A 25,815-nucleotide genomic window follows, 5' to 3' on the forward strand; every position below is an offset into this window, starting at 1 on the left:
TTTAGTTCAACTCCCCATTCTCCAATTTATTGATCAAATCATGCACTTCTTGCTCACTAGTAGCCATCTGATAGTAAACCCCAGATTCCTTTAAATGATCAAAGTACTTTTGTTGAATAATCCGGATTTCTTCATCACCTAAACGCATGTTTTCAGCTTTAGTTTCAATCACCAAATAGATCGGCTTACTACCATGCTCAATCTTAAAAATAAAGTCCGGTGTCGTCGTCCCGTTATCGAAACGTGGAATTTTGATTGCTTTCTTTGGTAGCTTGCCAAAGACACTGATCTTAGGTCCATATGAGCGCTGCAAAATTTTCAATTCTGGATCCGCACTGTCATAACGCAGTGGTGGTCGATCATATAAGTATTTTTCATCAGAATTCGAATTTGACTGATATACGCCCAGAACACTAGCAGGAATTGAATCTACAAATTCATGTTTCTCGGCATTATAAATCGAGGTAGAGGCTGAAAACTTCAAAGGTTCATAACTATAAGAAGTTTTGATTCGTTCGTTAAATTGATTGTTAAATGTTCGTATTAAGTTCCCCAGTGTCTTTTCATTGATATAGTTGGTATTGTTCCTTAACCTCTTAATTGCTTTAATCATTAGGCTATTCAACAAGTTAACTGACAAGTCAGTTTGCATAGCCAAAATTTTGAGAAACTTACCATATTTCATAGTTAAATATTCAGTACTATAGTCCGCTTGTGTCTCTTTGACAATAGCATTACCGCTAGTAGTATCAACCTCTTGATGAACCATTTGCGGACGTTGCAAAACAAAAATCTTATTATCGCTATCGTTAAATACGTTCCAAGCCACCGTTTCAGCATCCTTGTTCACTGACGGATCAAACCTAATCATTTGACGTTTAGCTAACTGCAACCACAAATTCTTCAGTTGCTGCCAGTTCTGCTTGCGCAGCTTAACCACAGTATTATCCTTAGAATTCTTGTCACGAACTTTACCCTGAGCAACTCTCGTCTGTTGTTCAAGTTCAGGATAAAGTTGACATAAGGCATCATAGCCAGACATGTTTTGACCATCAAGTTTAACTTCGTCCTTAAACTTATTAGAACGGTTAATCACATTATGATCATCCAAATCATCAAGCAACTGATCCTCATCAAATTTAGGGTCAGTTTTTTGTTTGGCTTCCACAATCAACTTGATCATGTCATCAGTCAGCTCTTCTTGGTTTAGCTTAATTGGTGAATCATCATTAATTTCACCCACTAACTTTTGAGCAAAATCTCGTTCATCATAACCAATTAAGAAAGACAATCGACTCTGCCACTCATCCTGATTCAGGCGGTGACCTGTTTCATCAACTGGCAACCGCAAACCACGACCAACTTCTTGAATTTTGCTAATTTCAGATCCAGAAGTTCGTAGCTTAGCGATAGTAAAGACATTCGGATTGTCCCAACCTTCACGCAGCGTCCATTTAGAAAACAGAAAACGGCGGGTTAACCAGTTACCATCTTTATCCTTAAAGCTGAGCAGTTTTTCCTTATTACTTAGGATATCTTCAACTTCAGCCTGAATGTCGGCATCAGAACTGCCTCGATCTTCACTGAAGTAACCGGCATAAACATCCTGATGTTCTGACTGCAAACTCTTCAAGGTAGCCTGTAAGAAGGAGCGGTACTCTTTTTCCCGATTATCAATCGCCAATTCAAAACGATCAATTAATTTTTTGAGTTTCTTGGTTAAAATATCCTCAAAGTGCTGAGCAAGCCAACCCTTACCACTGTTTTCGCCACGGAAGCTGGAAATACTATCAATAAAGAATAAGGATAGAGTCTTAATCTTTGGAGCATTCTCCCCTGAATTTAAACGTAGGAAGTTTTCTTCCTCAGCCTTAAAGTGGCAATCTAATGCCTGTGAGATAATTTCATCCTGATAGTTTTCCGCAAAGGTACCAGGGATCAATTTCATATCTTTGGATAAAGCCAAACCATTAGAAAGTTCCCGGTCAGTCCCACCAGCGTAAGTAATATTGCCTTCAAAGCCAGCATCCACATCAGCCAGATTTTCACCTACGTTTAATGGATAGTCTTTGCCACCCTTGGTCAAAACTAATTCTTTAGCTTTGACTTGCTTAACTTTATACCAGTTATTTGCCTGTTCTTCTGGCATATCAGGATAATCAATATCGATACCCTTAACCAGGCCTTGGTTAAAACTGTCCACGGCGTCCAAGTTAAATTGAGGTTCACCACGATAGTAATCAACCTTAGTGACTTTGTTATTACCCCGACCAGTAGTCGTTTCTGGAAAAGTAGCACCAAAGCGGACAATTAATTGAGGGTTCATCTCTTCGATATCTTCGTAGTATTTTTTTCCTCGTGGAAAGCGTTGTGGCTCATCAATAATTACTACTGGCCGAGTGGCGGCAATAGCTTTAATGGGTGAAGTTTCACCACCGAGTAAAGTTTGATCGTAGTCATCACGATACATGGATTTAGAGTGGAGCATCCCTTGGTTAACTAACAATACTTCAATTTGATTTGCATTCTGCCGCGTTGCTTCAACAAATTCAGACAGTTGCGCTGGAAAATTGCGCCGTCCTGAACGAGCACTAAAATCACCTGCGTTAATCACGTTTAATTGAATACGGGTGTTTTCATAAAATTCACTAAAGTGCTGCTTGGCATAGTCACTACTGATGAAACTGCGAGTTCCTTCCTTAATGCTGGGGCTTGGTACCGCAATGACAAATTTAAAAAGGCCATACTTTTGATGCATTTCATACATCATCCGGGTGTAGACATAGGTTTTCCCAGTACCCGTCTCCATTTTGATATCAATGTTAGCTTTGTCATTATAACGGTACCTAATTAGTGGATTAGCATAGATATAGTTGGCATTGGGATCCTTACTCATGGTATCCATACCTGGGAAGGCTTTATCAATGGCAGCCAGGGCATCTGTTTGGTGTTGTAAAGTTTCTAGTTTAATCTTCATGGATTAGTACCTCTTAATTAAAGTAACTTTACTATCCAACTGCTTTAAGCCATTTTCCAATTCGCGTAGTTCGGCCACGTTAAAGGAGTAGCCGAAGATAACTACACTCTGGATTTCTAATTGGTGAGTACCAAGTTGGTTGAGTAATTCTTTAGTTTGGCTTGCTCCCAAACCTTCATTAACCAAGTAAAGTCGATTATCTTCAACTTTATGCGCGGTGTAGTTATCAAACTTAACTTCTTCAACATCAGCATCAAATGGATAACCATCCTTCGCTAACCATGTAGTCAGAATAGTTTCTTCACCTGTGGCATCCCCATCTATTTTTAGGCTTTCACTAGAAAAGCCATCGACCATATTGGTAAACAAGTCAGTGTTGTTTGGATTAAAGTCTTCAATATCTTCCAAGGTTTGCTTAACTGGTTTGACAAATCGATAATGCTTGAAACTACCGTCAAAATCCTCGGGAAGAGTTAATTCGTTGTCTTTCTTGATCTTCTTTGCTGCCCTTCGGATACGCTCACGGGAAATTTCATCGATGGACCTAAATCCGTCTTCATAGGCTATTTTGCCCCCATTGGTTGGTACCTCTTTACCATTTTTATTGGTGTGATAGGTTTTTTCTGGCAACTGTACCATAATAAATTTACGATGCCCTCCATCTTCAGCATTAAGTTGCATAACTGCATCTGCTGTTGTTGATGATCCAGCAAAGAAATCTAAAATTAATGCATCAGAATCACTTAAATGTAAAATTTGCTTTATTAAATTAGTCGGTTTTGGGAAATCAAAATATCTCTTTCCCATCAAGTTAAGAAATTCAGAACTTGCCCTTTGATTAGTCCCTGCCTCAATTCCCCAAAAGTCATTAACAATGGCACCTTTGTTGTCCTTAAGATATGTTTTCTTATATGGCAACTCTTTTCCGCTATTTGTCCAATAAATTAGGCCTTCCTCATCTAATTTTTTAAACTGATCTTCTGTTACCATCCATGGTCCATCAACTTCATTGCCGCTTACTGTTTCAATAGGATAGTTAAACCTTCCACGTGTTTTATCTAATAGAATACCTCGCCTGAACCTTCCATTTTGATCTTCATATCTGTATTCATTAAGAGCTTTCCCGGATAAAGGTACACGACCCAGTTCTCGATCATTAGGATTCACCGAAAATGCTAAAACATATTCTTTAACCTTCGCTAGTTCGCCTAGATTTGGTTGATTATCCGTTCGTCTCCAAGCAATCTGCATTAGAAAATTAGATTCACCGAATATTTCATTCATCAACACATGGAGATTATCAGATTCATTATCATCAATAGATATAAAAATTAGCCCTTTTTGACTTAATAAACGCTTTGCCAATGCCAATCTTGGATACATAAACGTCAACCAAGCAGAATGACTAGACTTCCCTTGAATACTCTTCAATCGTTCAACTTGATCATCATCTAATTCGAACATATCTTTCAGTTGATCATCGCTGTATTCAAAAGAATCCGGATATACGAATCCGTCGCTGCCTGTGTTGTAAGGGGGATCAATGTAGATAACATCAATCTTATTTTGGTAATTATTCTGAAGATGACGCAAGACTTCCAAGTTATCACCAGTAAAGAACAAGTTATTACTATTCTTTCCTTCACCCTGATTTTGCTTCTCATCAGGTACAATTACCGTTGTTGGCATTTCGCCAGCTTGTCGACGTGCATAATCCTTACCAATGAAATCTAGCTGATAACCCTCACTCAGCTCATTAATATTCTTATCTTTTAGTTGGTTCCTAAACTTATTTAAATTAAAAGATCCTTCCCTGGTAAAGAATTCAGGCAGCTTTTCTTTAAGTTCATTTAAGAAAGCAGTGTTCGGCTGTACAGTTTCATTGTATTTTTCATTATCCGTTTGCATGAAATTTCTCCTATTCTTCGTTAATTGGTACAGTTTCGCAAATGTCATTAAGGTTGCAATCTAAGCCAGTGCATATTTTCATCAAAAGATCTGTAGTAACATTTGGATTGAAGTCAATATTTGAGACAGATTTTAAGAGACATTCAGAACCGCGTTTACCTTCCACAGCTCAAATAAATCATTAATCGCGATTAATAACTTATTTGAACCCTGGAAAGCATTAAATCAGGCGGCCATTTGGCTCGTAAGTGTTGCAATTTCAACTTGTAAGGGGATCTGGTAGCCCAGTGAACTATGAATTCTCTTCCTATTGTAGAAAGCGTGAAAGGATTCCATTGGCGCATTATCATACGGACAACCCTTACGGCTGTATGAGTGGCGGATATGTAGTTCAGTTAAACGTTGATTGTAATCATCGCTGGTATACTGTGATCCTAAATCCGTATGGATAATCAGGTCCCCAGTAATGGTTCGATTTTTAACCGCGCTTTCCAGGTTCTTTAAGACTAAATCAGTATACCCCTTTTTTGAGAACGAATAGCCGATAATCCGTCGTGAGTGCAGGTCCATGATGGTTGATAAGTAACACCAGCCATTACGCTTCGTTTGAATATAGGTCATATCAGCGGTCCATTTTTGATTTAAACCAGTGGTCGAGAAATCCTGCTTAAGCAAGTTGGGACGCTGTTCAACCTTGGTTTTGGAAGCCGAAGCCGCTTTCCATTTATTGACGGTAACGGAGTGGATATCCAGTTCCTTCATGAGCCGGGAAATCCGTCTTGGGCTGCACCGACGCTGCAGTGGTTGAAGTTCCAGATTCAATTCATGGTGGATCTTCATAACGCCGTATCGCTGCTTGAATTCCGCAAAGATCCGCAGAATCCGTTGTTTTAAGTCCTCATCTTCGGCCCGGCGTTTTTAAGGCTTTGGGGATCGATAACGATAATAGTGAGCTCTGGAAACACCGAGGATTCGGCACATCTTAGTTACCTGGTGGTTATGGCTTTCTTGGTGAATGTAATCAAAAATATTGGTTACTTCTGCGCAAGGAAGAAGCCCAGGGCTTTTTTTAGGATTTCGTTCTCCTCAGACAGGGAAGCCAGCCGCTTTTCCATCGCTTTAATTTCGTCTGGCGATTTACCGGATTGAGTTTTGGCTTGGCCCTGGATCCACTTATGAACGGTTGAATAGCCAATGCCATATTCTCTGGCCAGTTGGGCGGCTGATTCGCCTTGTTTATATAGGTTGATGATGTTTTGTTTGAATTCTTTGTGGTAACGAGTTGGCATGTAAAAATTTCTTCCTTTTGAGAGACGATTTATTCATTATACGCTCTCTTAAAAGTTGTCTCAGGAATCAGTTTACATCCACTTGAGCTTATTAATCAACGACCATTAAAAATCCATCATCAACAGACTGCCATTGAAAGTTTCCGGGCTTGTTCGGATTAAACTTGTAATTTGCCTACCAAATAAATATTTCGAAATTGCTTTCATCAGCGCTCAAAAAAATTGTCTGGAAGTGTGTAGTCCGATAAATCATCAGGAGGATAACCCAATGAGTAGTGAGAAAGAAGTGACGCGGATGTTTATTCGCTATGTACAACAAGCCCTCAAAAACGAACGAATCAATCGGTACAAGGCCTCCCTTCGGCGTATTAAAGAAACGCCACTAGAGGCTTGGCTGATGGAAGAAATCGAAAATCCGTATCATCTAGATGAATTCAGGTTGACCGATGAGGAAATCAAACATCTCGAAGACTTCATCGAGAGTGAGCAATTATCAAGCGCAGTTTCCACCCTTTCCTCAACGGATAAAACGGTCTTGTATCAATATTATTATGACGAACTCAGCGATGTCGAAATTGGCAACCGTAGTGGCAAAACAAGTCAAGGAGTAAATTATCGGCGTCAGCGTGCGCTAGAACGAATTCGGGTAGCATACACAAACCTGTAATGGATGTGGAGGTATATTCGATGCATTACTCAAAGATCGATAACCTAGTACCGGTTATTTTAGCAGTTCAGGAGGACGATAACGACGCTATTACCCTATTGCTTGAATTATTTGGTCGTGATATTGACTATGAGGCTAGATACGGGCAACGGCATATTGATCCGGATTTAAGACAGGAGCTTCAAATCAAACTGATCTACATTGCAAAGTGTTTCGATGTTGAAAAGCACCTTGCAATGCCTTCACAAAGAAACGGTCAGAAAAAAACATGACTTTTTTCGCCAATCTCTTTCATTTCCACCCGCTTTCGTTGTCTGTATATAACGAAGCGGGTTTTTAATTGCCGCCGACGCTCTTTGAAAACTGAATAGCATCATTCAGCAACGAAGGCTCCACAACGCCATGACCTCTCACGAGCGAGCGATTAACCCAGTGAGCCGGACACTTGCACGTCACCCTGACGAAACAAGGGAGAAAGGCTCTACTTGAGATCCTCGATAGCCGGTTGGAACCGGGCTGAATGATGACGAATCACTTTATTATTTTTTGCACTAGGTATTGTTGCACGTAACTTTTGGATGGTAGACTGGAGCATCGGTACGATCCGTGCTCCCCAGAAAGGAGAAGAATATGGTTCACGTGATCACGATGACGAAACACGAACTGATTGCTCTTGGGTATGGTGCCTCACGCGCACAGGACATTATCAGACGTGCCAAGCTCCTGATGGTGCGCAAAGGTGTTCCCTACTACAAAAGCCCAAAGCTCGGACGCGTACCGGTAACTGCTGTTGAAGAAATACTGGGTCTCCAAATTAGCACGCGCACGTTGGCGGAACTCGCCAAAACCATGCACTCCGAAGCATCAAAGGAGAAATAAACATGGCTACAACTAAAGACCCAATCAAAACACGCAAGAATGGTACTTTCTACTTCCGAGCCTACCTCGGTGTTGATCCAAAGACAGGCGAGAAAATCCAGAAGCAGGTTGGTGGATTCACGACCCGTCGTGATGCACGCAAAGCCTACAAGGAAATGGTTGGTGGCGGTGTAGAGGAAGTTGTCAAGGAACGTGACCAACAACACATTCAATTCAAACAATTCTGGGAAGAATTCTTTCTTCCGTGGTACAAGAACCAAGTCAAGCCGCAAACCTTCGACAGTCGGCGTTCCAGTTTGAAGCACTTCAAGATGTTTGAGCACATGTACATGGACAAGATTAAGCCGGTGGACATACAGAAATGGCAGAACCAAATGACCTGTCAAGTAAGTAAAAGTTACACCCGCTTAGTCCAATGCATGCTATCGCGCGTCTTTCAACGAGCCATTGTACTCGGTTTCATGAACGAGAACCCCACCAAGACCGTCGGCAACGTTAAGAAAGTGAAGAACCAAGTGGACTTCTGGACGAAGGAAGAATTCGAGGCGGTTATCAAAACCTTCTATATCAAAGACTTCTACCAGCACTTCTGCTTCTTCACCTTGTGGTTCCTATTTATGACTGGTATGCGTATCGGTGAAGCGACAGCCCTGCAATGGGACGACATCGACTTTGAGGAAGGTACGGTTCGGATTAACAAGACGCTGTGGTTACGCAGCTACACGAACTACTCCTTCTCCACACCGAAGACCAAGGCCAGCAACCGTACGATTCCACTGGACGCAAAAACGCTTGAGCTTCTCTCCGATTGGAAGGAAGCACAAGCACTTGAGTGTAAAACTGATTTTGTTCTATCGTTCAACGGCGTTCCTACTCGCCGGGATCTGGTCATGCGAATCATCAACCGGCATGCAGCTCTGGCAGGAGTACATCGCATCCGCGTTCATGCTTTACGGCATTCACATGCTTCGCTATTGATCAGTCTGGGTGAGAACCCACTGGTGATTAAAGAACGCCTCGGCCACGAAGATATTCAGACGACGCTCGGAACTTACGGGCATTTATATCCGAATATGAACTTTGAGGCCGCCAACCGGCTGAATGGTCTAGTCGAAATTTCGACCGCTAAATCAGACGTGGCGCAGGTTCAAAACAACGGAGTTACCGCTGGACTTGCACCAGAAGTTGCACGATAGTTGCACGAACGGGTTAGACAGTCATCAAAACGTTGATATAACGGCATTTATAAGCCGATTCTGTCTATTCCCATTCCACAGTTGCCGGTGGCTTACTCGTAATATCGTAAACTACGCGGTTGATGTGGCCACATTCATTAACGATGCGGGCAGAGATCTTCTGCAGCACATCCCAATCGATGCGGGCGAAGTCGGCGGTCATACCGTCGATGGAAGTGATGGCACGGATGGCGATGGTGTACTCGTAAGTACGACCGTCACCCATGACCCCAACGGACTTGAAGCCAGGCAGAACGGTGAAGTACTGCCAGATGGAGCTGTCGAGGCCGTTCTTCTTGATTTCGTCACGGAGGATGGCGTCGGATTCGCGCACGATTTCGAGCTTATCCTTGGTAACTTCACCAATCACACGGATACCCAGGCCAGGACCAGGGAATGGCTGGCGCCAAACGAGTTCGTGCGGAATACCCAGCTTTTCACCGAGTTCACGGGCTTCATCCTTGAACAGCTTGTTCAGCGGTTCGATGAGCTTGAACTTCAGGTCTTCTGGGAGGCCACCAACGTTGTGGTGGCTCTTGATGGTCTGGGCAGTATCGGTCCCAGACTCAACAACGTCAGTGTACAGTGTGCCCTGGGCGAGGTATTCGATGCCCTTGAGCTTGGCCGCTTCGGCGTTGAAGACTTCGATGAAGTCGCGGCCAATAATTTTGCGCTTCTTCTCGGGGTCGGTCACGCCAGCCAAGTCGCCGAGGAAGCGGTCGGATGCGTCGACCTTGATGATCTTCACACCCAGGCCTTTGCCAAGGCTGTCCATCACCTGCTTAGCTTCGTCCTTGCGCAGCAGACCGTGGTCAACGAAGATACAGGTCAGCTGGTCGCCGATTGCCTTGTTGAGCAGTGCGGCAACAACGGAGGAGTCAACACCACCGGAGAGGCCGAGGAGCACTTGCTTGTCGCCAACTTCGGCGCGGATGGCCTTGATCTGGTCGTCAATGAAGTCGGCCATGGTCCAGTTAGCTTCGGCGCCGCAGACATCGAAGGCAAAATGCTTGAGGATTTCGTGACCGTACTTGGTGTTCTGCACTTCGGCGTGGAACTGGATACCGTAGAACTTGCGCTTGTCGTCAGCCATGCCGGCGATTGGGCAGTTCTTGGAAGTAGCCGTCACCACGAAGCCGTCAGGTGCCTGGCGAACAAGGTCACCATGGCTCATCCAAACGGGCTGGGTAGCTGGCAAGTCCTTGAACAGGATTGGGTTGGTATCCTCGTTGATGTTGATGTCGACGTGGCCGTATTCACGGTTGTCGGCAGCTTCAACGCGGCCACCGGCGAGTTCCTTAGCCATCAGCTGCATGCCGTAGCACACACCGAGGATTGGAATGCCGAGTTCAAAAAGTTCTGGGTCAACGCCAAGTGCACCCTCGTCGTAAACGGAGTTCGGACCGCCGGAGAAGATAATCCCCTTAGGTGCGATCTCCCGAACTTCAGCGGCACTAATTGTGTGGGGCTTCAGTTCCGAGTAGATACCGAATTCACGAATCCGGCGGGTGATGAGCTGGTTGTACTGACTACCGTAGTCGAGGACGATAATCTTGTCGTAATCCTTGTTCGCAGTTGCCAACGTTTCACACTCCTTATACTTTTGCATTAAGTTTAACGGTCTTCACGGGCATGGTCAACACGCCGGCAAAATGGAAACGGGACCAATTAGAATCCGCTGGGCCGAACGTCATTTGAGAGGCATATTTGCTAATTATTGGGCCATATTGTATGCCGTGAACAACATTAAACGTTACCCACAGTCGCTCAAAAACAGTACGCTTAAAAAGGTGCGATATCTGGACTCAATTGATCGTGAATCATTTGGTTCAGGCGTTCAATCACAACACCGGCATCAGCATTGATTGCACCTTCTGCAGATAATTGATCAGCGAAGACGTTTGCGCGCAGCCACTTCACACCGCCGTTTGCAAACGCGGAGAATTCGCTATAAATACGCATCGTCTCCTTGCCATCCGTCATATCCTCAACCGTTACATCAGGTAGATTTAAAGCAAACCCATACAGGAGATTTTGCTGCAGAGAAGAAAAATAACTAGGGCGGAATTCTTTCCCCTTGGTGTCCTGCGAAGGAATACTCATGCCGTTACGATATCCCAGAATCAAGAACAAGAAATACGCATCTCCGGTGGTCATGCCAATTTCATTTTGTGTTAATGCGCTGTAATCAGCAGCATAGCGACTATCAGTTTTGACATCAACTTTCCCATCAAACAAACTAGCCATTATTTTCACCTCGTAACTCTAGCAGTGTTAAGTCAGCTACTGGATTAATTGTTGTACTCCCGTTTACATTAAGAAGTTGATAAGTAGTACCAACACAACCCTTCTGCAAAAATTGATCGCGCTCAGCACTGGTAAACTCTGTATCGGTTAACAGCAAGACCCACTGCTGTGTCAGTGTCGGGATCACATCAATCAATCGGTCACGATTATCTCCGTCAATTCGTGCAAAAGGCGTGTCCATAAATAATGGAAAGGCCATCTCACTGCGACCGTTAGCTGCAATTTGCGCAAGTGCCATAATGAAAGCCAAGGAAAGTATCTGTTTCTCACCTTGGGACAAGTCATTAGCCAATTCGCGATGGTTCTGATTGTAGACTTTAATTTGGTAATCAGTCGTAATCTCCACGCTATCAATCAGCTGCTGATCCTTAGCTGCAATCAATTGTTTGAACAAGTTCAATGTACGCGTTTGCAGCTCTACTCGAGAAGCATCACTATAATCTTGAAGAATTGTTGTGAGTGCTGATTCCATCTTGCCCATCAATTCAGTTGACTGAAACTGTTGCTGAAGCTCATTATTCGTTGCAGCGCGACGCGTAAGTTGATCGTTCAGTTCTTTCTCTTCTTTTTCCAGTTCGGGCTGCTGCACTTCAAGATTATGTCTACGGTTCTTAAATTCGCCCAAATCTTGCGAAATACGGTTGACCGCAGTTGCCAAGCCCTGAAACTCTTCAATTTCATTGGTATCAGCATGAAGCTGATTTCTCATGCTGTCTAAATCACCACGCTGCTTACGGTAATTCTGTGAGTCTTCGGCGTAATCCCGCATCGCTTTGTCTTGATCGGCAATAAAGGTATCACGGTGCTGCGTTACTTCGGCGATACCCTGTTCGATGCTAGTTAAAAATCCCGTGGACTGTGAGTATTTAAACAGACGCAATAACTCTTGCACATGATTCTGTGCTTGATCATCATCTACCAGCGCATGCCCGCACAAGGCGCAAACGCCGTCTTGCAAACTCTGTTCCAAGATGTACTTGGGAATGTTGTCATTACTGCTGCTGCGTAAGGCTTCAACCTGCTGACTAATATCAGGAATTACAGCTTCAAAAAGTTGTGCTGCACCCGGTTTAATCATGTGCGTCATATTTTCTTGGCGTTGCGTTAAAATTTTTTCCTGTTGCTGCAGATTTGTTTGCATGTGCTCAATTTTTTCCACGAGCTCACGCGTTGCAGTGCTGTCCTTGAAAGCAGCTTGCTTTTCATTCAGTTCTGCTTCCGCATTAGCAATTTCATCATTAATACTATGCAACTGATCTTTGTTACTCTGTAATCGAGATGCTATCTTCTCAATTTTTTGTTGCAAATCCTTTGTTTGACTATCTTGAGCAGCCTTTTGAACTTCACGCTGCAACCGATTGTGCATCTTCTTAAGCATGTCGCGTCCAGACTCGAGATCCTGCACTTGCAGTAGTTGATAGATCCCAGTTTTGACGCTATCTCGAACATTGCTGTTTCCCAAATCGGCTAAAATCTGCAAGCTTTCAGCATCAAAGAAAAAGAACTCGCGAATATCTTTACGAATAATTGCCTCAATTTTTTGATTAACAACTAAGACATCCGTGATCAGCTGTGGCTCCTGACCGGCTAGCGTGACATTCAATTCACACCGCTGCTTATTTGCGGGTTCTTGATAATAATTCCGCCCGTCAAAACGCCCGCGCACTTCACGCGTAATGGTATACTCACCACCGCCATGCGTGAAACTCAAGCGGACTCTAGCACTCGTGGGTCGACCATTAGCTTGACGCATGGCATCTTCATTAATCAAATGGATCGCGGCATCCGGAGCATCCTGACTTAGATGTATGTCTCCAAACAATGCGAACAGCACCGCTCGAAAAATACCAGTTTTACCAGCACCATTTTGTCCCATTATGATTGTCACATTCTGGTGATCGTCTGACGCAAATTTTAATGTCTGTTCACCGCTGAACTGACGAAAATTTCTCATGCTTAACTGTTTAATCTTCATGATCTTGCCCCGCTAACTGTTTGCGAATTGCTAATTCCACCCGTTGCTGAATTTCTTGATTTGAGTAACGCTCCTGGGCTTGGTTAGCAATAGCCTCGAGTAAGACCTTTAACGGTTCACGCTGGTCCACTGGTAAGCTTTCAATTCGATTTGCAATATCACGCTGTAACATCATAGCCATCTCGCTTTCTTTTGGATTCAAGGTAAATATCTTGCGGGGATAAATCTAGATACCGTTCTAACTGTAGTTGACGTAACACTGGTGTGAGCAATCCCCGTGCAGCGTATTTGTTCATGGCGCTGCTATTAAGTTCAAACACACGTGGTAATTCGTGCCGCACCACAGCTTCCGCATGATTTTCTTTGTAGTCGACTGGAGGCATCACGATGTAATCGTGTACTTCAGCTTTTTGCTTACCTACCGCACGCCGTAAAATTCGGCCGCGTCGTTGAACAAATTCGCGCGGATTAGAAGTGCTGGCAAGAAAATAAGCCACCCGCGTATCCGGAATATCCACGCCTTCATCTAAACACTTAACAGCAACTAGCACACAAACCTCACCACTCGCAAACCGTTCTAACACTTGACTACGCTGCTTTAATGACAACGTTGAATCAAATCGGGCAGCATTAATACCATGTTCGTCAAGCATGTGCAGCACAGCCTCGGTTTCTTTCATGTTGGCACAATAAACCAGGGTAAAATGAGGGTCTGCCTGTTTGACAATTTGCGCCTCTAAAGCGATCATCTTGCCTGCGGCCGATTTAATAATTCGCGTACGGTGCAACAACATCCTTTTGACGGCATCTGCAATATCTGGATTTTTGTCTTCTTGGGTTGTTAACAGATTGATACGCTTGGTCAATTTTTCGAATTCTTTCATCTCTTCGCTATCCAGCCTAATAATCGTTGGCTGATAAGTGTAGGGCGTTAAATATCCGGCATCGATTGCTTTTTGCATACTGTAAACAAACACATCCGGACCGAACAACTTCCTGACAAAATCCGTTCCGGATTCATCCCACCACCGATTCGGCGTCGCAGATAGTCCCAAGCGCTGTCGAAATTGAAACAGATTTTCACGCTGTGAGCGCGGAGAACCAATATAATGACATTCATCCGCCAGCAAAAAAGTATCTGGATCATTCAACCCGGACGTTGCTTCTTCGAAATACTCTGAACAAATGCTTTTGTAAGTGCCAATCAACACTAAACGATCGATGAGATGATGCTGGTACTGCCACACCAAGTTAGGAACTTCTCCCCGCCACCGTACGCTGTCACCCATTATATGCTCGTCAGGATAAATACCGTTGCTTTGCAAAGACTGCTCCCATTGCGGCACCAAATGTGTGAACGGCACAATAACCACTAAACACTGCCGCTGATGCACGGCAAAGGCCTGGTTAACCGCCGCAATGCTTGTAAGTGTTTTCCCTGTGCCTGTTGCCATGTTTAGCACCCCAACGCTACCATTATCGACAAATGCCGCAATTGCATCTTTTTGATAGGGTCTCAGACTCACTTGAGCTGCCTCCTCATATTTCCTAATCCGTCTACAACGAATCCTTGCTCAGATAAAAACACCCCCGAGAAGTGTCGCTCATCATTTGAACTACGTGCTGGCACTAGGCCTAGCTCAACCGCGCGCTGATAAAGCGTAAGTTCACTAGTTTCAGTCCGCAGCCATTTCATTAGAAGTGATGCCATTAACTCCTGCATCGATTGATGGGGCGACGTATTTGTAATAAGCACGTCACAACGTGATTGATGCATGTTTTTTGGCCAAGTTAAACGTCGATAGCAAAGTTGTCCTGCATAACTAATGAATGCTTCTGGTGTCCAGGCCAGCACTTGTTCTGGATATTGACGATTATGCAACGAAGGTAACGATTCAAAATCAGACAGCGTAAGAGCGCGTAACGCGACGAAATTATGTGATTGTAGCAGAATATTAACGCGTTCCATAATCATTTTATCCAACTCTGGAGTATGCAACAGATTACGGCCAGCAATGTAGTGGTCATTAGAAACTGGAACAATGTCTGCAGCATTCTTCTTGGACTCACGCTGCTGCGCCCATGTATTTTCACTCATTCCTGCTTTTTTAACAGCAACAGTCAATTGATGTTCAGTAACAGGTTGGGCCGCGGCTTGATCTAAATATTCTATCCACACCTTATTAATCTGACGTGGTAATTCGGGTAAATCATCATTAGGGATCAAGAAAAAACTCGAAACAAGTGTAAACCCAGGAATAACCGCCAAATAAGAAGCCAACGCGGCCCGATTAAATATTTGTAGCTCGTCAAAAAGATCGCCATCTTGATCCATCATGAATTCATTGAAAAATTCATACACTTGGTGTACGGAAATCAAACTTTGTTCTTTGGCAACCCGTGCTAGATACTTCGTCAGCTCTGGTTTAATCAAACTATCTGCCGCTGACACATTCACCCAGAACAATCGGTTTTCTTTTACGTAAATACTTGGTGTTATGCTTGCTGCTTGTTGAATCGTGTACAGTTCCCAGCCATACTCGCTACGCAATTGATTCATGTCAACACCATCTGTATGTGTACGAGCAACATATTCAATTTGGTCATTAACACTTAAGAGCTCTTGACCTTTTGGAAAAATATCATTACTCCGGCCCTCTGAATATTTGAATGTTTCCGGGTACCGACGTTTAAACACCTGATAAAACTCGTCACTGGTTGCATCTGCAGGAATTTGACTAGCAAATTGTGCGTGCATCTGATCCAGCAACCAATTATCTCGAGCAAATTTGTAGCCCGCAGCAAAACGTTGATCAAGACGATCCTTGGCGGCTGCCAGGACATCATCAGCGAAGCGACGATCATCGATAACGCGCATCACATTTCTATCAGTAGGAATCAATGTGTTCATTCGACTCAGTGCCGCATTAAAAGTGTGCGGCGAGTCGGTAACAATACGGCCAAAGTAGTGTTGTGCCCACTCATTCATCGCACCCAGATGGGTTTTATCTGTCCTAATGACGCTTAAGTGATTCATTTCGATATAGGTCCGCACAATTGCAATGGTGGCAACATGTTCACGCAATGTCCAAGTCATGGTATTGACAACTTGCTTAAAGCCACACGCCGTTAACGCCGTCTTTAACGTGGCTGTATCAATTTCCTGATGCCGATCAGCAAATTGCGATTTCAGTTCGTTGAAGTCAGCATAAACTGTCTGTCCCAGCAATTCTCGTAGAGTATCCATTGCAGCCTGCTCTCGATCTGCTTTACTCAACAAAATATGCGCCATTGCGCCATCGGTGATCGGTTTCACATAATGTATGAGCAATGCAGCTGAAATCTTGGAAAAGTGATCTTCAACTAGGATTTGATCACCAGGGTTCAACGCCGCTAACTTAAGCGATAAATTCAACGTCTGCCACCACGTTACAAAGTCCGCACCTGCTTTTTTCTCCAATTGACGTACTCGCTCACGCGTTATGCCACGCCGCGCGGCAATCTCTTGTAATGTTTCTGCTGGCAGCTTAACCACACGGTTGTAAACCACATCACGTACTTTATTCGGTAATTTCTTCCAATATTGCAAAAGCAAATCGTCTATTGATCCTGGTAATAATTGTCGATAGACGTAAAGTGACGATACCCATACAGATTCTTGTAACGCTGTTTCCCCCAATGTGACGCCGGAGTCATGAAGCAACGATTCAGCTTTTTCCGCGTTAAAAGAAGTAGCTGTAATATTATTTGCCGCTAGTGATTCCAAAATTGGTACAAAAGCAGATACTTCTATTAGTCGTTCTTGCATCTTTTTAGGCAGAGTCCAAATACAACCTATTAACAGAGAATAAAGTCGCAATGAGATGGTAGCTGGCGCCGGTCGATTGACAAGTGACTCGAATAAAATTTCGGCTGCTGGCAAGATTGCAGTGTAAACCGTAACATCCGGAACTAAACTTGCCATCCCGTTCGCCTCTTGAATCAGAAACTCAAACGGAATACCCCCACGAATATTAACACTACGTAAATGCTGTAAGGTTGACGGCAACACGTCAGTTAATCTTTCAACACCTATCGTTCGTAGTCCCCTTAAAAAGGCATCTTCAGGTCGTTTCGGCTGGTAATGATTTTGACTCGCCAAATGTGGCAACGACCTCCCAAAGGATGAAATCACTGTCTCTTGCTGTTGATCAGACGTCTTACATGCTTCATTTACCCCTGAATAGTTTGCTTGCAGCAAACTATCTTGAATAATTTTTACCTTACCAGCGCCCACACCGCGCATCTGATATACGGCCTGCAGTCGTTCAGGATTCACATCGTTCAACGTAAACATACCCGCCTGATGAAATTTTTTGATCAGATAAGGACTCGAGTTTAAGACACTCTCAATACTTGGTCCATCGGCTGCAAACTTAGTTACAGGCTGTGACACCCCGATTTCGTCGTAGGTAAGAGACACTACTGGCTCAATTTGCATACCTAATGCAATCAAATTTTCCCTAACCTGACTGACATCCAATAGCACATTGAACGTTTTTAATTGGTTAATCACCAACCCCTCGAATTGCCGGTTGGCTACCAGCTCACCAAGATGTGGAATTGTCCGTAATACAAGGCTTTGAGACACCGTGCTGGCTACTGTTCTCCAGCTTTTTACATCATCAGTTGAGATGACTACTTGCCATCCGTCCTGTTGCAACTGCCGACTGCCAAAGAGTCCTTGCCCTTTTGCCACGTGGACCACAATACCAAATAGACGGAATAACTGCGTTAATTTCAGAAATTCGTCATGTTTTGTAGTGTAAAGGACTCGTAAAGGCGCGACTGGTAGTGACCAGCGTCCGTCATCCAAACGTGACAACGGCACATCGGAATTGACTTGTGGGTCAAAAAATTGTTGTTTCCAACTCGCCACCAAAGCATCTGACCAGTATTTTGGAAAGATAATTACATCGTTCATTTTGACGTCCCCAAACGTTTAGTATTTCCACAGATTAGCACCATGTCAACTAATAAAACATTTTAACACGGTAAAAGTGGATTATTGTCCATTACCCGTACCTATTCACAATGCTACACATCATCACATTGTTTCAAATAAAAAAGGTCGCACCAAATGCGCGACCTAACCGAAGTTTGACCTGCATCCGTCTATGGTGAAGCACGTTGCCCAAAAAGGGTACGCTGCTGGTTGGTTTCTGTGCATAGCCACTACCAACACTCTCGATACATACGATCTTATTTAAAATACATTTAAGGGCATTCATGTAGATTTGTCAAGAACTTTACCATCAAAATAACAACAATGAACTTCGATTCAATATCTCAACAAATGCATTGAATCGCAGAATATTCTGTTATTCCTATTTGATATGCAATTGTCACACGAACAAATACGTTAAGTTGTCACAAACGTCCATTGATGCATAAGTAAAAGAAACGGACCACCCAGGAAATTCGAAGATCGGAATTTTCTGGGTGGTACCGTCTTTATAACAATCCATTAGAACGCCCGCAGTGCCACCTGGTCAATCCCGTGATCAGCGACCTTGTGCAGAATCACGCTCGCGCGCTCACGCGTTGGCAGGATGTACTCGCGTAAGTTCGGCAGGTTGACCGTCTCCCAGACGCCGTGCGCCATGTCCAGCGCCGCGTTGCGGTCGCCCATGGCGGTGGCGTGGTAATAGTCATCCGGATGCTTGCGCGCCCGGTCCAGCAACGTGTTGAAGCGTTCCAGGTACCAGCGCTCAATGTTGTCCTCTTCAGCGTCCACGTACAGCGTTAAGTCGTAAAGGTCACTGTAGTAAATCGGACTAGCGCTGCCAGTCTGGAGGACGTTAATCCCCTCGACAATCAGGAGATCCGGTTGTCCAACCTCCTCGGTCTCGCCCGGCACGACATCATAGAGTTGGTGCGAGTACAGCGGCGCCTGCACCGTTAGGTCGGCTTTAACGTCAACCAGGAATTTGGTGAGTTGCTGCATGTCGTAACTTTCGGGGAATCCCTTGCGTGCCAAGATGCCGCGACTTTTGAGCACCGCATTCGGGTACAAGAACCCGTCCGTCGTCAGCATCTGCACCTTCTTGGCGGGCATCTGCCGGGACAAGAGCAACTGTAGCAGGCGCGCAGTCGTACTTTTGCCGACCGCGACCGAACCGCTGATTCCCACGATAAAGGGTGTGTGCCGCCGCGCGGTGTTCAAAAAGCGTGCCTGCCGGTCGAGGCGGTCGTTGAAGCCGTCCATGCGCATACGAATGTACTCGACCAGCGGCAGGTAGATCTCGTCGACGTCGGCCATGTTCAGCGTGTCGTTCACGGAGCGCAGCTGGTTAATCTCTGCTTGCGTGACCTGCTTGGTCGCGCCGTCGCGCAGCCGCGCCCACTCTGCGCGCGGGTAAATCCGGTACTGTTCCCCTAGTTCCATGCTTAAACCTCTTCGTACAAGTCTGCCGGAATCTGCTTGAGCAGTGGTGACAGTTCGCCGCTGCTCATGATGCTCAGACGGTGCATTGCCCGAGAGCAGATGGTGTAGAGCAGTTCGCGCTCGTCATCCCCGCCGAAGTTCGTGGCGTTGGCCTCCCACACGATGATGGCGTCGAATTCGAGCCCCTTGGCCAGGAAGGATGGCACCACGATGACCCCGTCAACCAGGCGCTGGTTCTCGGACTTAATCAGCGTTGCCGCCTGACCGGTCGCGCGCAACTGTTCCCAGATCGCGGTGGCGTCCTCCAGCGTTTTGGCGATGATGGCCGTGGTCTGGCCGGCCGCTTCGTTAGTGGCCAGCTGCTTGGTCACTTCTCGCAAAAGGCTGGCGGCATCGCTGCGCTGGGCAATCGTTGGCTTTGGCCCCTGGCGGTTGAAGGCGACAATCTTCTGGCCACTCTTGAGAATGGCCTTCGTGAAGTCGGTCACCTGCGCGGTCGAGCGGTAAGACTGGGTCAACTGAATGACGCGGGTCTTGTCGGCCGGGAACATTTTGCTGGTCTCGGTCATCAGGCCGCGGGCACTAGCGCCGGTGAAGATGGCCTGGTTAAGGTCGCCAAGCAGTGTGAACTTAGCCTTCGGAAAACTAGCCTTGAGGTAGGCCAGCTGGTACGGCGTGTAGTCCTGGATTTCGTCGATGAAGACAAAGCGCATCTTGCGATCACCGTGGCGGCCAATCATCAGGTCGTAGAGGTGCATGTACGGCGTTGCGTCGGCCATACTCAGCTTGCGCTGGCGGAAACCTTCGACGAACTCATCGGTAGCCGCCTGCCACTGCGCGGCGCTCAGGCCGAACTTGTCAAGCTTGATCAGATCTGGAATGGCGCGCAGGAAGGAGACGTACTGGCCGCGCACGTTCAGGAAGTGGTTGTGGCTGATGGCGGTTTCGATTTCCTTGAAGGCCTTCATCACAATCTTGCGGGCGAAGAAACGGTATTCGGCGTTACTGTCGGCGAATTCCTTCGGGCCGTCGCTCTGCAGTTCGCGGATGCGCTCTGGAGAGAGGTCCTGGACCGCATTTTGGACCCAGTCGGACTTCATTTCGCGCTCAACGCGGCGGTTGAGCATGTTGATGAGGCGTTCCTTGGTGGCCTGCAGGCGGTTGCCCATGTGGTAGTTCTCGTTGTAGCTGTAGAAGATGTCCGCAATCCGCTCCTTGGCAAAGAACTTCTCGCCCTGGAACTTGATGTCACGGAAACGCACGCCATGGCTCTCCAGGCTGGTGGCGTACTTCTGGGCAGCGGCGAAGAACTCGCGGCTTTCCTTGACGTTTTCCACCTGTTTCTGGAGGTCGGTCTGCTTCTGTTCGAACTGCTCGAAGAGGTTCTGGACCTTCATCCCCGGCATCCGCCGCGTCACGTACTGGTAGTAGGTGAACTGGACCATGTTCTGTTCACCTAGTTCCGGCAGCACGTTGCCGATGTAGTCGGCGAACAGCTGGTTGGGGCTGAACATGATGACCTGGCTGGCTGTCAGGTTACCGCGGTAACGGTAGAGCAGGTAGGCGACACGCTGGAGCACAGCGGAGGTCTTCCCGGAACCGGCCGCCCCCTGCACGAACAGGAGCTCAGCCTTGGTGTCACGGATAATCTGGTTCTGCTCACGCTGGATGGTCGTCACGATGCTCTTCATCTGGGTATCGGACTTCTCGCCCAGCACTTCCAGCAGCATCTGGTCCCCGATGGTCTCGGTGGTGTCGAACATCGTCTCAATCTCGCCGTTCTTAATCACGAACTGGCGCTTGAGGGACACTTCAGCTTCCTGAGAGCCGTCCGGCGTCTGGTAGCTGACCTTACCGAGGCCGCCATCGTAGTAGATGGAGCTAATCGGCGCACGCCAGTCATAAATCAAAAAGCGACCGTTCTGGTCGGTGAAACTGCCCAGGCCAATGTAGATGGTTTCAGGCTTTTCGCCGCGTTCCTGGAAGTCAATGCGGGCAAAATACGGGTTCACTCGCAGCCGCTTAACGGTGGCGAGGCGGTTCTTGGATTCGCGTTCAACCATGCGCCGTTCGTCGAGCATCTGTTGCTGTTGCTGAATGGACGCAGCAGTTTCAAGGGCTTCTGCGTCGTTGCTGAAGTTCAGTGAGAAGTCGCTAAAGAAGTTCTCGTTAATGTTCTTAGCTTCCGCCTTGGTCTTGGCGATGTCGGAGCCGAGGCGCTTTTCAGCGCTCCCGAGCTTCTCCATAATGCCGTCGAGATGTTGTTGTTCCTTAATCTGGTTATCGTCTGTCAAGGCTAATCCTCCTCATCCAGTTAAAGCAGTTGCACATTATAAAATCGTTATAATATGGTACCACTTTTGGGAGCGATTGCCTAGCGTTTCTACCTATAATAGGCGCCAGCCGGCAAGTTTCCGCGTGCACCTGTACAACTGTCCGCAAAATGTGCAATTAGGCTGACGGGGTTTAGCGCTTTGCGCTTCAGTGCGTGCTGGACGCTGTGGGTGCGTCTGGGGCTGGCTCACTGACGGTCACTGGCTGCTCTGCGTGCGTGGTGTTCACGCCATGCAACGCTCGCCGCAGCAACAATGGCGCAATCAAGGTCGCGGCCACAATGGCGGTGATGATCATCGCGTAGTAGCGGCCCGATAGCAGTCCCGCGCTGCGCCCGAGCTGCGCAATAATCAGCGCCATCTCGCCGCGACTGACCATCCCCGCCCCAACGATGTAGGCGTCACGCCAACTACCGCCGCACAGGCGCGTGCCGGCGCCGGCACCAACGAGCTTGGTGAGCACGGCCAGCACTGTCAGCAGAACCGTCAGTCCCCAGTTAATGCCCGCACCGAGGTTCAGCTGCAGACCGATGCTGGCGAAGAAGACGGGAATGAACACGGCGTTGCCGACCACGTTGACCGCGGCGTCCACTTCCGCGCGTACCTTGGTCTGCGCCACCACGATGCCGGCAAAGAAAGCGCCGAGCGCATCACTCAGGCCGACCAGTTCCGCTAGTCCGGCAAGTGCCAGGCAAAAGGCGAGCGCAGTGAGCGGCGTTGCTAGCGGAATGAGGAGCTTCTTACTCAGGTGCATCGTGGCAGGCACGAGGTAACGACCACCCAACCAGACGAGAACGAAGAAGAGCAACTGGAGGCCAATTTTCGGGAGCATTTTGCCCCCACCACTGGTCTGCTGGGTGAACACGCCGAGCAGAATGACCGCGATGATGTCGTCTAGCACCGCGGCGCCGAGGATGATGTTACCGGCGCGACTAGCCAGCACGCCCGCCTCGCGCAGCACGGCGACGGAGATCGACACACTGGTCGCCGCGAAGATAATGCCGATGAACAGGCTCTCGATGCGGCTCGTGCCGATGCCGCGGCCGAAGAGGTACATCACGCCCAGCGGCAGCACGACGCCGAACGTCGCGACCACCACGCTTGGCAGCAGGTGCCGACGCAGCTGCTTGAGGTCGGTCTCCATCCCCGCTGCGAACATGAGGATGACCACGCCGATGCTACTCATTTCGCTGAGTGTGTGCGTGAGCGGCACCCAGTTCAGCAGGCTGGGGCCGAGCACGACGCCAACGAGCATCTGGCCGATAACGACAGGCATCCCTAGGCGTGCGAACAGGTGCCCGCCAAGGGTCGTGCCGATGATAATGAGTGCGAGGGTGAGTGCAAAATTCATAGAAAAACTCCTTTGTGTGGGTAGTTGGCACATTGTGTTGGCGCGCCTGACGTGACTGCGCAGTCGCGCGCCAGGGAGCAGGTTACTTGCATACAAACCGGCCTCGGCAAAAATCCTAAGCCCGGGATTTTAACCGATTCCGGCTTGTATTCCGTAACCTCCCGCTCTCTGGCGCAGCCTACAAAAAAAGCGTTCAGTCCTCCACCCCGGTTAACCCAAATCCGGGGTGAATTCTTGAACGCTTGCGCTTCAACCATGTGTATTTATCTTGCAACTAGTATACCGAACTACCGACGTGTTCTGCAAGTCGCGTGCAAACAGGCAGTGTGCCTTACGATTCCGCCTGCAAGCGGCGCCGCCGAATCCGCACGCCGAGTTCCGCTAGGCCGAAGATGGCCGCTACCGTCAGCAGTGTCAGCAAGCTCTTCCACGCCGTCGTCGTCACCACGAGGTCACCGCCGAACGCATACAGAAAGCCGGCAATGGACGAGCCGACCGCACAGGACGCGATGTGCATCTTGGGGTCCATGCGCAGGGTGCTCGCCGCCATGTTGATGAAGGCGGTCGGAATCATCGGCAGTGCGTAACCGACCACCATCCCCAGTTCCGGCCGGCGCATTTTGATCAGGTAGGCGTAAATCCGCGACTGCAGCTCATTTTGGTGCTTGCTCTCGATACGGTGGAACATGTGGCTCTGAATCAGGTTGCCGACCGTTAGTCCAACCGCATCGACGGCAAATCCCAACCAGTGGCCCAGACAGACCCCAATCAGGATGGCGACGACCGAACTCGGCGCGCCCGGAATCAAGGTGACGACAATCAGCACGAGGCCGAACGCGATGAAGGCAAATGCGCCGAGGTGGCGGATGCCGAGCAGGTAGTGGCGGTAATCGCCAACCAGCTCCAGCAAGGCGCGCACCTGATCATTGTGCCGCAAACCAAAGAACAGCAAGGTGCCCGCAATCACCAGCACAATCAGGGCGATAATCATCCGCACCCGCTTGGTTAACTTCAAATCGTGCGTCTGTGCATCCAGCTTCGTCATGTCACCACCTCCTCGCGTTCATTTTACACTTAAGACGTCGGCCCCGACTAGCAAAAACGGCGCAAGCACAGTCGACACTTAGCCGAAACTGTGCGTCGAGCAGGCATGTGTAGCGCAAAATGCAGGTAGGGTGAATTTCACAGGCGCATTTTGAACGGCCGCAACACAGCACGTCCACTCTGCAAAAATTTTGCCATTCCGCCCCACTTCCGTCAGCCAAAGCCCCTGAACTCTGCTAAAATGATAGTATTCTAATGAAAAAGGGTGAGAATTATGAAGCAAGGCACCACGATTATTACGCTTGATAACGGCTACCACCTTTGGACCAACACACAAGGCGAAGGCGACATCCACCTTCTTTGCTTGCACGGTGGCCCTGGTGGCACGCATGAATACTGGGAAAACTTCGGCGAAGAACTCGCAGACCTTGGCGTGCAGGTACATATGTACGACCAGCTCGGCTCCTTCTACTCCGACCAGCCTGACTACAGTGACCCTGAAATCGCCAAGAAGTACCTCACAACTGACTACTTCCTGGACGAAGTTGAAGAAGTACGCCAGAAGCTTGGCCTCGACAACTTCTACCTGATCGGCCAGTCATGGGGTGGCGCGCTCGTGCAGCTCTACGCCCTGAAGTACGGTCAGCACCTCAAGGGTGCCATCATCTCCTCCATGATTGACAACATCGACGAATACGTTGAACACGTCAACTTGTGCCGTGAGGAAGCTTTGCCACCTTCAGCTGTGAAGTACATGCAGAAGATTGAAGCAGAAGGCAACTGGAGCGATCCACAGTACCAGAAGTACGTGGACGTTCTCAACGCCGGCTTCGTTGACCGCAAGCAGCCACCTGCAATCAGTCACCTGATTTCCACGATGGGGACCCCTGTCTACAACGCCTTCCAGGGCGACAACGAATTCGTTGTCACTGGGAAGCTCAAGGATTTCGACCTGCGCGACCAGATTCACAACATCACGGTGCCGACCCTGCTCACCTTTGGCGAACACGAAACCATGCCTGTTCGTTCCGCCCAGCGCATGGCAGAAGACATCCCTCACGCTCGTCTGGTCACAACCCCAGACGGTGGTCACCACCACATGATCGACAACGCCCCTGTCTACTTCAAGCACCTGAAGCAGTTCATCAGCGACGTTGAAACTGGGAACTTTAACGACTAGAGAGCGGATCACAATGCGGTTAGCTCCCGAGCATTAACGTAAAAACACACCTATTCCTTGGGAATAGGTGTGTTTTTGGGTTAAGCGGAGCCAGAGACTCTTAATGCTTTAGCATTTAGAGTGTCGGACACCGGAAGTTCGACCGGCATCGTAATTCATCCCTAAATCCGAAGCCACGGACTGTATCTCCGCCGTACATTCAAGGCATTCAAAGTGCATAACTGTGCGTAACCATCCCCAGCC

Annotated in this window: 19 protein-coding genes and 1 pseudogene; 5 read left to right on the plus strand and 15 right to left on the minus strand. The window is 47.5% G+C overall.

All coding sequences use genetic code 11. The annotated features are described in order from the left end of the window. Position 1: 1 nt before the first annotated feature. The 5 genes and pseudogenes from EKM97_RS00215 to EKM97_RS12120 all read right to left on the minus strand — a co-directional run bounded on the left by EKM97_RS00215 (position 2) and on the right by EKM97_RS12120 (position 6,174). Positions 2–2,977 (minus strand): type III restriction-modification system endonuclease, encoded by a 2,976-nt coding sequence (locus EKM97_RS00215; protein ID WP_125570256.1) that lies wholly within the window; start codon positions 2,975–2,977, stop codon positions 2–4. Between the two features lie 3 nt (positions 2,978–2,980). Continuing rightward, on the minus strand, positions 2,981–4,885 hold the full coding sequence (locus tag EKM97_RS00220) for a site-specific DNA-methyltransferase (RefSeq protein ID WP_125570257.1): 1,905 nt from the start codon (positions 4,883–4,885) through the stop codon (positions 2,981–2,983). Between the two features lie 10 nt (positions 4,886–4,895). Beyond that, entirely contained in the window at positions 4,896–4,967 is a 72-nt protein-coding gene (locus tag EKM97_RS12175) for a hypothetical protein (protein WP_235809417.1), read from the minus strand. A gap of 143 nt (positions 4,968–5,110) precedes the next feature. Beyond that, a pseudogene (locus EKM97_RS12115) lies at positions 5,111–5,788 on the minus strand (IS3 family transposase); the annotation flags it as partial. A gap of 131 nt (positions 5,789–5,919) precedes the next feature. Then, positions 5,920–6,174, minus strand: a complete 255-nt coding sequence (locus EKM97_RS12120) for a transposase (RefSeq protein WP_125570258.1) — start codon at positions 6,172–6,174, stop codon at positions 5,920–5,922. Positions 6,175–6,442: 268 nt separating this feature from the next. Between EKM97_RS12120 and EKM97_RS00240 the strand changes: the two genes are divergently transcribed. From EKM97_RS00240 to EKM97_RS00255, 4 genes are all read left to right on the plus strand, one after another. Beyond that, positions 6,443–6,841, plus strand: a complete 399-nt coding sequence (locus tag EKM97_RS00240; RefSeq protein WP_125570259.1) for a sigma factor-like helix-turn-helix DNA-binding protein — start codon at positions 6,443–6,445, stop codon at positions 6,839–6,841. A 20-nt stretch (positions 6,842–6,861) separates the two neighbouring features. Continuing rightward, positions 6,862–7,113 carry a helix-turn-helix domain-containing protein gene (locus tag EKM97_RS00245; RefSeq protein WP_125570260.1) on the plus strand — a complete coding sequence of 84 codons (252 nt, stop codon included), beginning with the start codon at positions 6,862–6,864 and terminating at the stop codon, positions 7,111–7,113. A 358-nt stretch (positions 7,114–7,471) separates the two neighbouring features. After that, positions 7,472–7,720 (plus strand): DUF3173 family protein, encoded by a 249-nt coding sequence (locus EKM97_RS00250; protein ID WP_125570261.1) that lies wholly within the window; start codon positions 7,472–7,474, stop codon positions 7,718–7,720. A gap of 2 nt (positions 7,721–7,722) precedes the next feature. After that, positions 7,723–8,916, plus strand: coding sequence for a site-specific integrase (locus EKM97_RS00255; protein WP_125570262.1), 1,194 nt, complete (start codon positions 7,723–7,725; stop codon positions 8,914–8,916). A gap of 64 nt (positions 8,917–8,980) precedes the next feature. Here EKM97_RS00255 and guaA read toward each other — a convergent pair whose 3' ends face one another. The 10 genes from guaA to EKM97_RS00305 form a co-directional block, all read right to left on the minus strand. Next, complete coding sequence (gene guaA / locus EKM97_RS00260; protein ID WP_225419175.1) at positions 8,981–10,537, minus strand: glutamine-hydrolyzing GMP synthase; 1,557 nt, start codon at positions 10,535–10,537, stop codon at positions 8,981–8,983. 200 nt (positions 10,538–10,737) lie between these two features. Continuing rightward, positions 10,738–11,202 carry a hypothetical protein gene (locus EKM97_RS00265; RefSeq protein WP_125570264.1) on the minus strand — a complete coding sequence of 155 codons (465 nt, stop codon included), beginning with the start codon at positions 11,200–11,202 and terminating at the stop codon, positions 10,738–10,740. Beyond that, the gene (locus EKM97_RS00270; protein WP_125570265.1) at positions 11,195–13,237 is read right to left on the minus strand and encodes an AAA family ATPase; all 2,043 of its coding nucleotides are present in this window, start codon (positions 13,235–13,237) and stop codon (positions 11,195–11,197) included. Before EKM97_RS00270 ends, EKM97_RS00265 begins: the two co-directional genes overlap by 8 nt. Beyond that, positions 13,227–13,418, minus strand: coding sequence for a hypothetical protein (locus EKM97_RS00275; protein WP_125570266.1), 192 nt, complete (start codon positions 13,416–13,418; stop codon positions 13,227–13,229). The genes EKM97_RS00270 and EKM97_RS00275 overlap by 11 nt, the downstream gene beginning before the upstream one ends. Next, positions 13,396–14,763: a DEAD/DEAH box helicase family protein gene (locus EKM97_RS00280; protein ID WP_125570267.1), complete on the minus strand. Its 1,368-nt coding sequence runs from the start codon at positions 14,761–14,763 to the stop codon at positions 13,396–13,398. Before EKM97_RS00280 ends, EKM97_RS00275 begins: the two co-directional genes overlap by 23 nt. Next, positions 14,760–18,200, minus strand: a complete 3,441-nt coding sequence (locus tag EKM97_RS00285; protein WP_125570268.1) for a sigma factor-like helix-turn-helix DNA-binding protein — start codon at positions 18,198–18,200, stop codon at positions 14,760–14,762. Before EKM97_RS00285 ends, EKM97_RS00280 begins: the two co-directional genes overlap by 4 nt. A 543-nt stretch (positions 18,201–18,743) precedes the next feature. Beyond that, complete coding sequence (gene coaA, locus EKM97_RS00290) at positions 18,744–19,664, minus strand: type I pantothenate kinase (RefSeq protein WP_125570269.1); 921 nt, start codon at positions 19,662–19,664, stop codon at positions 18,744–18,746. 2 nt (positions 19,665–19,666) lie between these two features. Next, positions 19,667–21,958: an RNA polymerase recycling motor HelD gene (gene helD, locus EKM97_RS00295; protein WP_125570270.1), complete on the minus strand. Its 2,292-nt coding sequence runs from the start codon at positions 21,956–21,958 to the stop codon at positions 19,667–19,669. A 187-nt stretch (positions 21,959–22,145) separates the two neighbouring features. Further along, positions 22,146–23,348: a cation:proton antiporter gene (locus EKM97_RS00300; protein WP_125570271.1), complete on the minus strand. Its 1,203-nt coding sequence runs from the start codon at positions 23,346–23,348 to the stop codon at positions 22,146–22,148. Between the two features lie 331 nt (positions 23,349–23,679). After that, positions 23,680–24,393: a TVP38/TMEM64 family protein gene (locus tag EKM97_RS00305; RefSeq protein WP_125570272.1), complete on the minus strand. Its 714-nt coding sequence runs from the start codon at positions 24,391–24,393 to the stop codon at positions 23,680–23,682. Between the two features lie 273 nt (positions 24,394–24,666). Here EKM97_RS00305 and EKM97_RS00310 point away from each other — a divergent pair, with 273 nt between their 5' ends. Beyond that, the gene (locus EKM97_RS00310) at positions 24,667–25,572 is read left to right on the plus strand and encodes a proline-specific peptidase family protein (RefSeq protein ID WP_125570273.1); all 906 of its coding nucleotides are present in this window, start codon (positions 24,667–24,669) and stop codon (positions 25,570–25,572) included. The last annotated feature ends 243 nt before the right edge of the window (positions 25,573–25,815 follow it).

The sequence above is a fragment of the Lacticaseibacillus songhuajiangensis genome (assembly GCF_003946025.1).
In the GTDB taxonomy this organism is placed as follows: Bacteria; Bacillota; Bacilli; order Lactobacillales; family Lactobacillaceae; genus Lacticaseibacillus; species Lacticaseibacillus songhuajiangensis.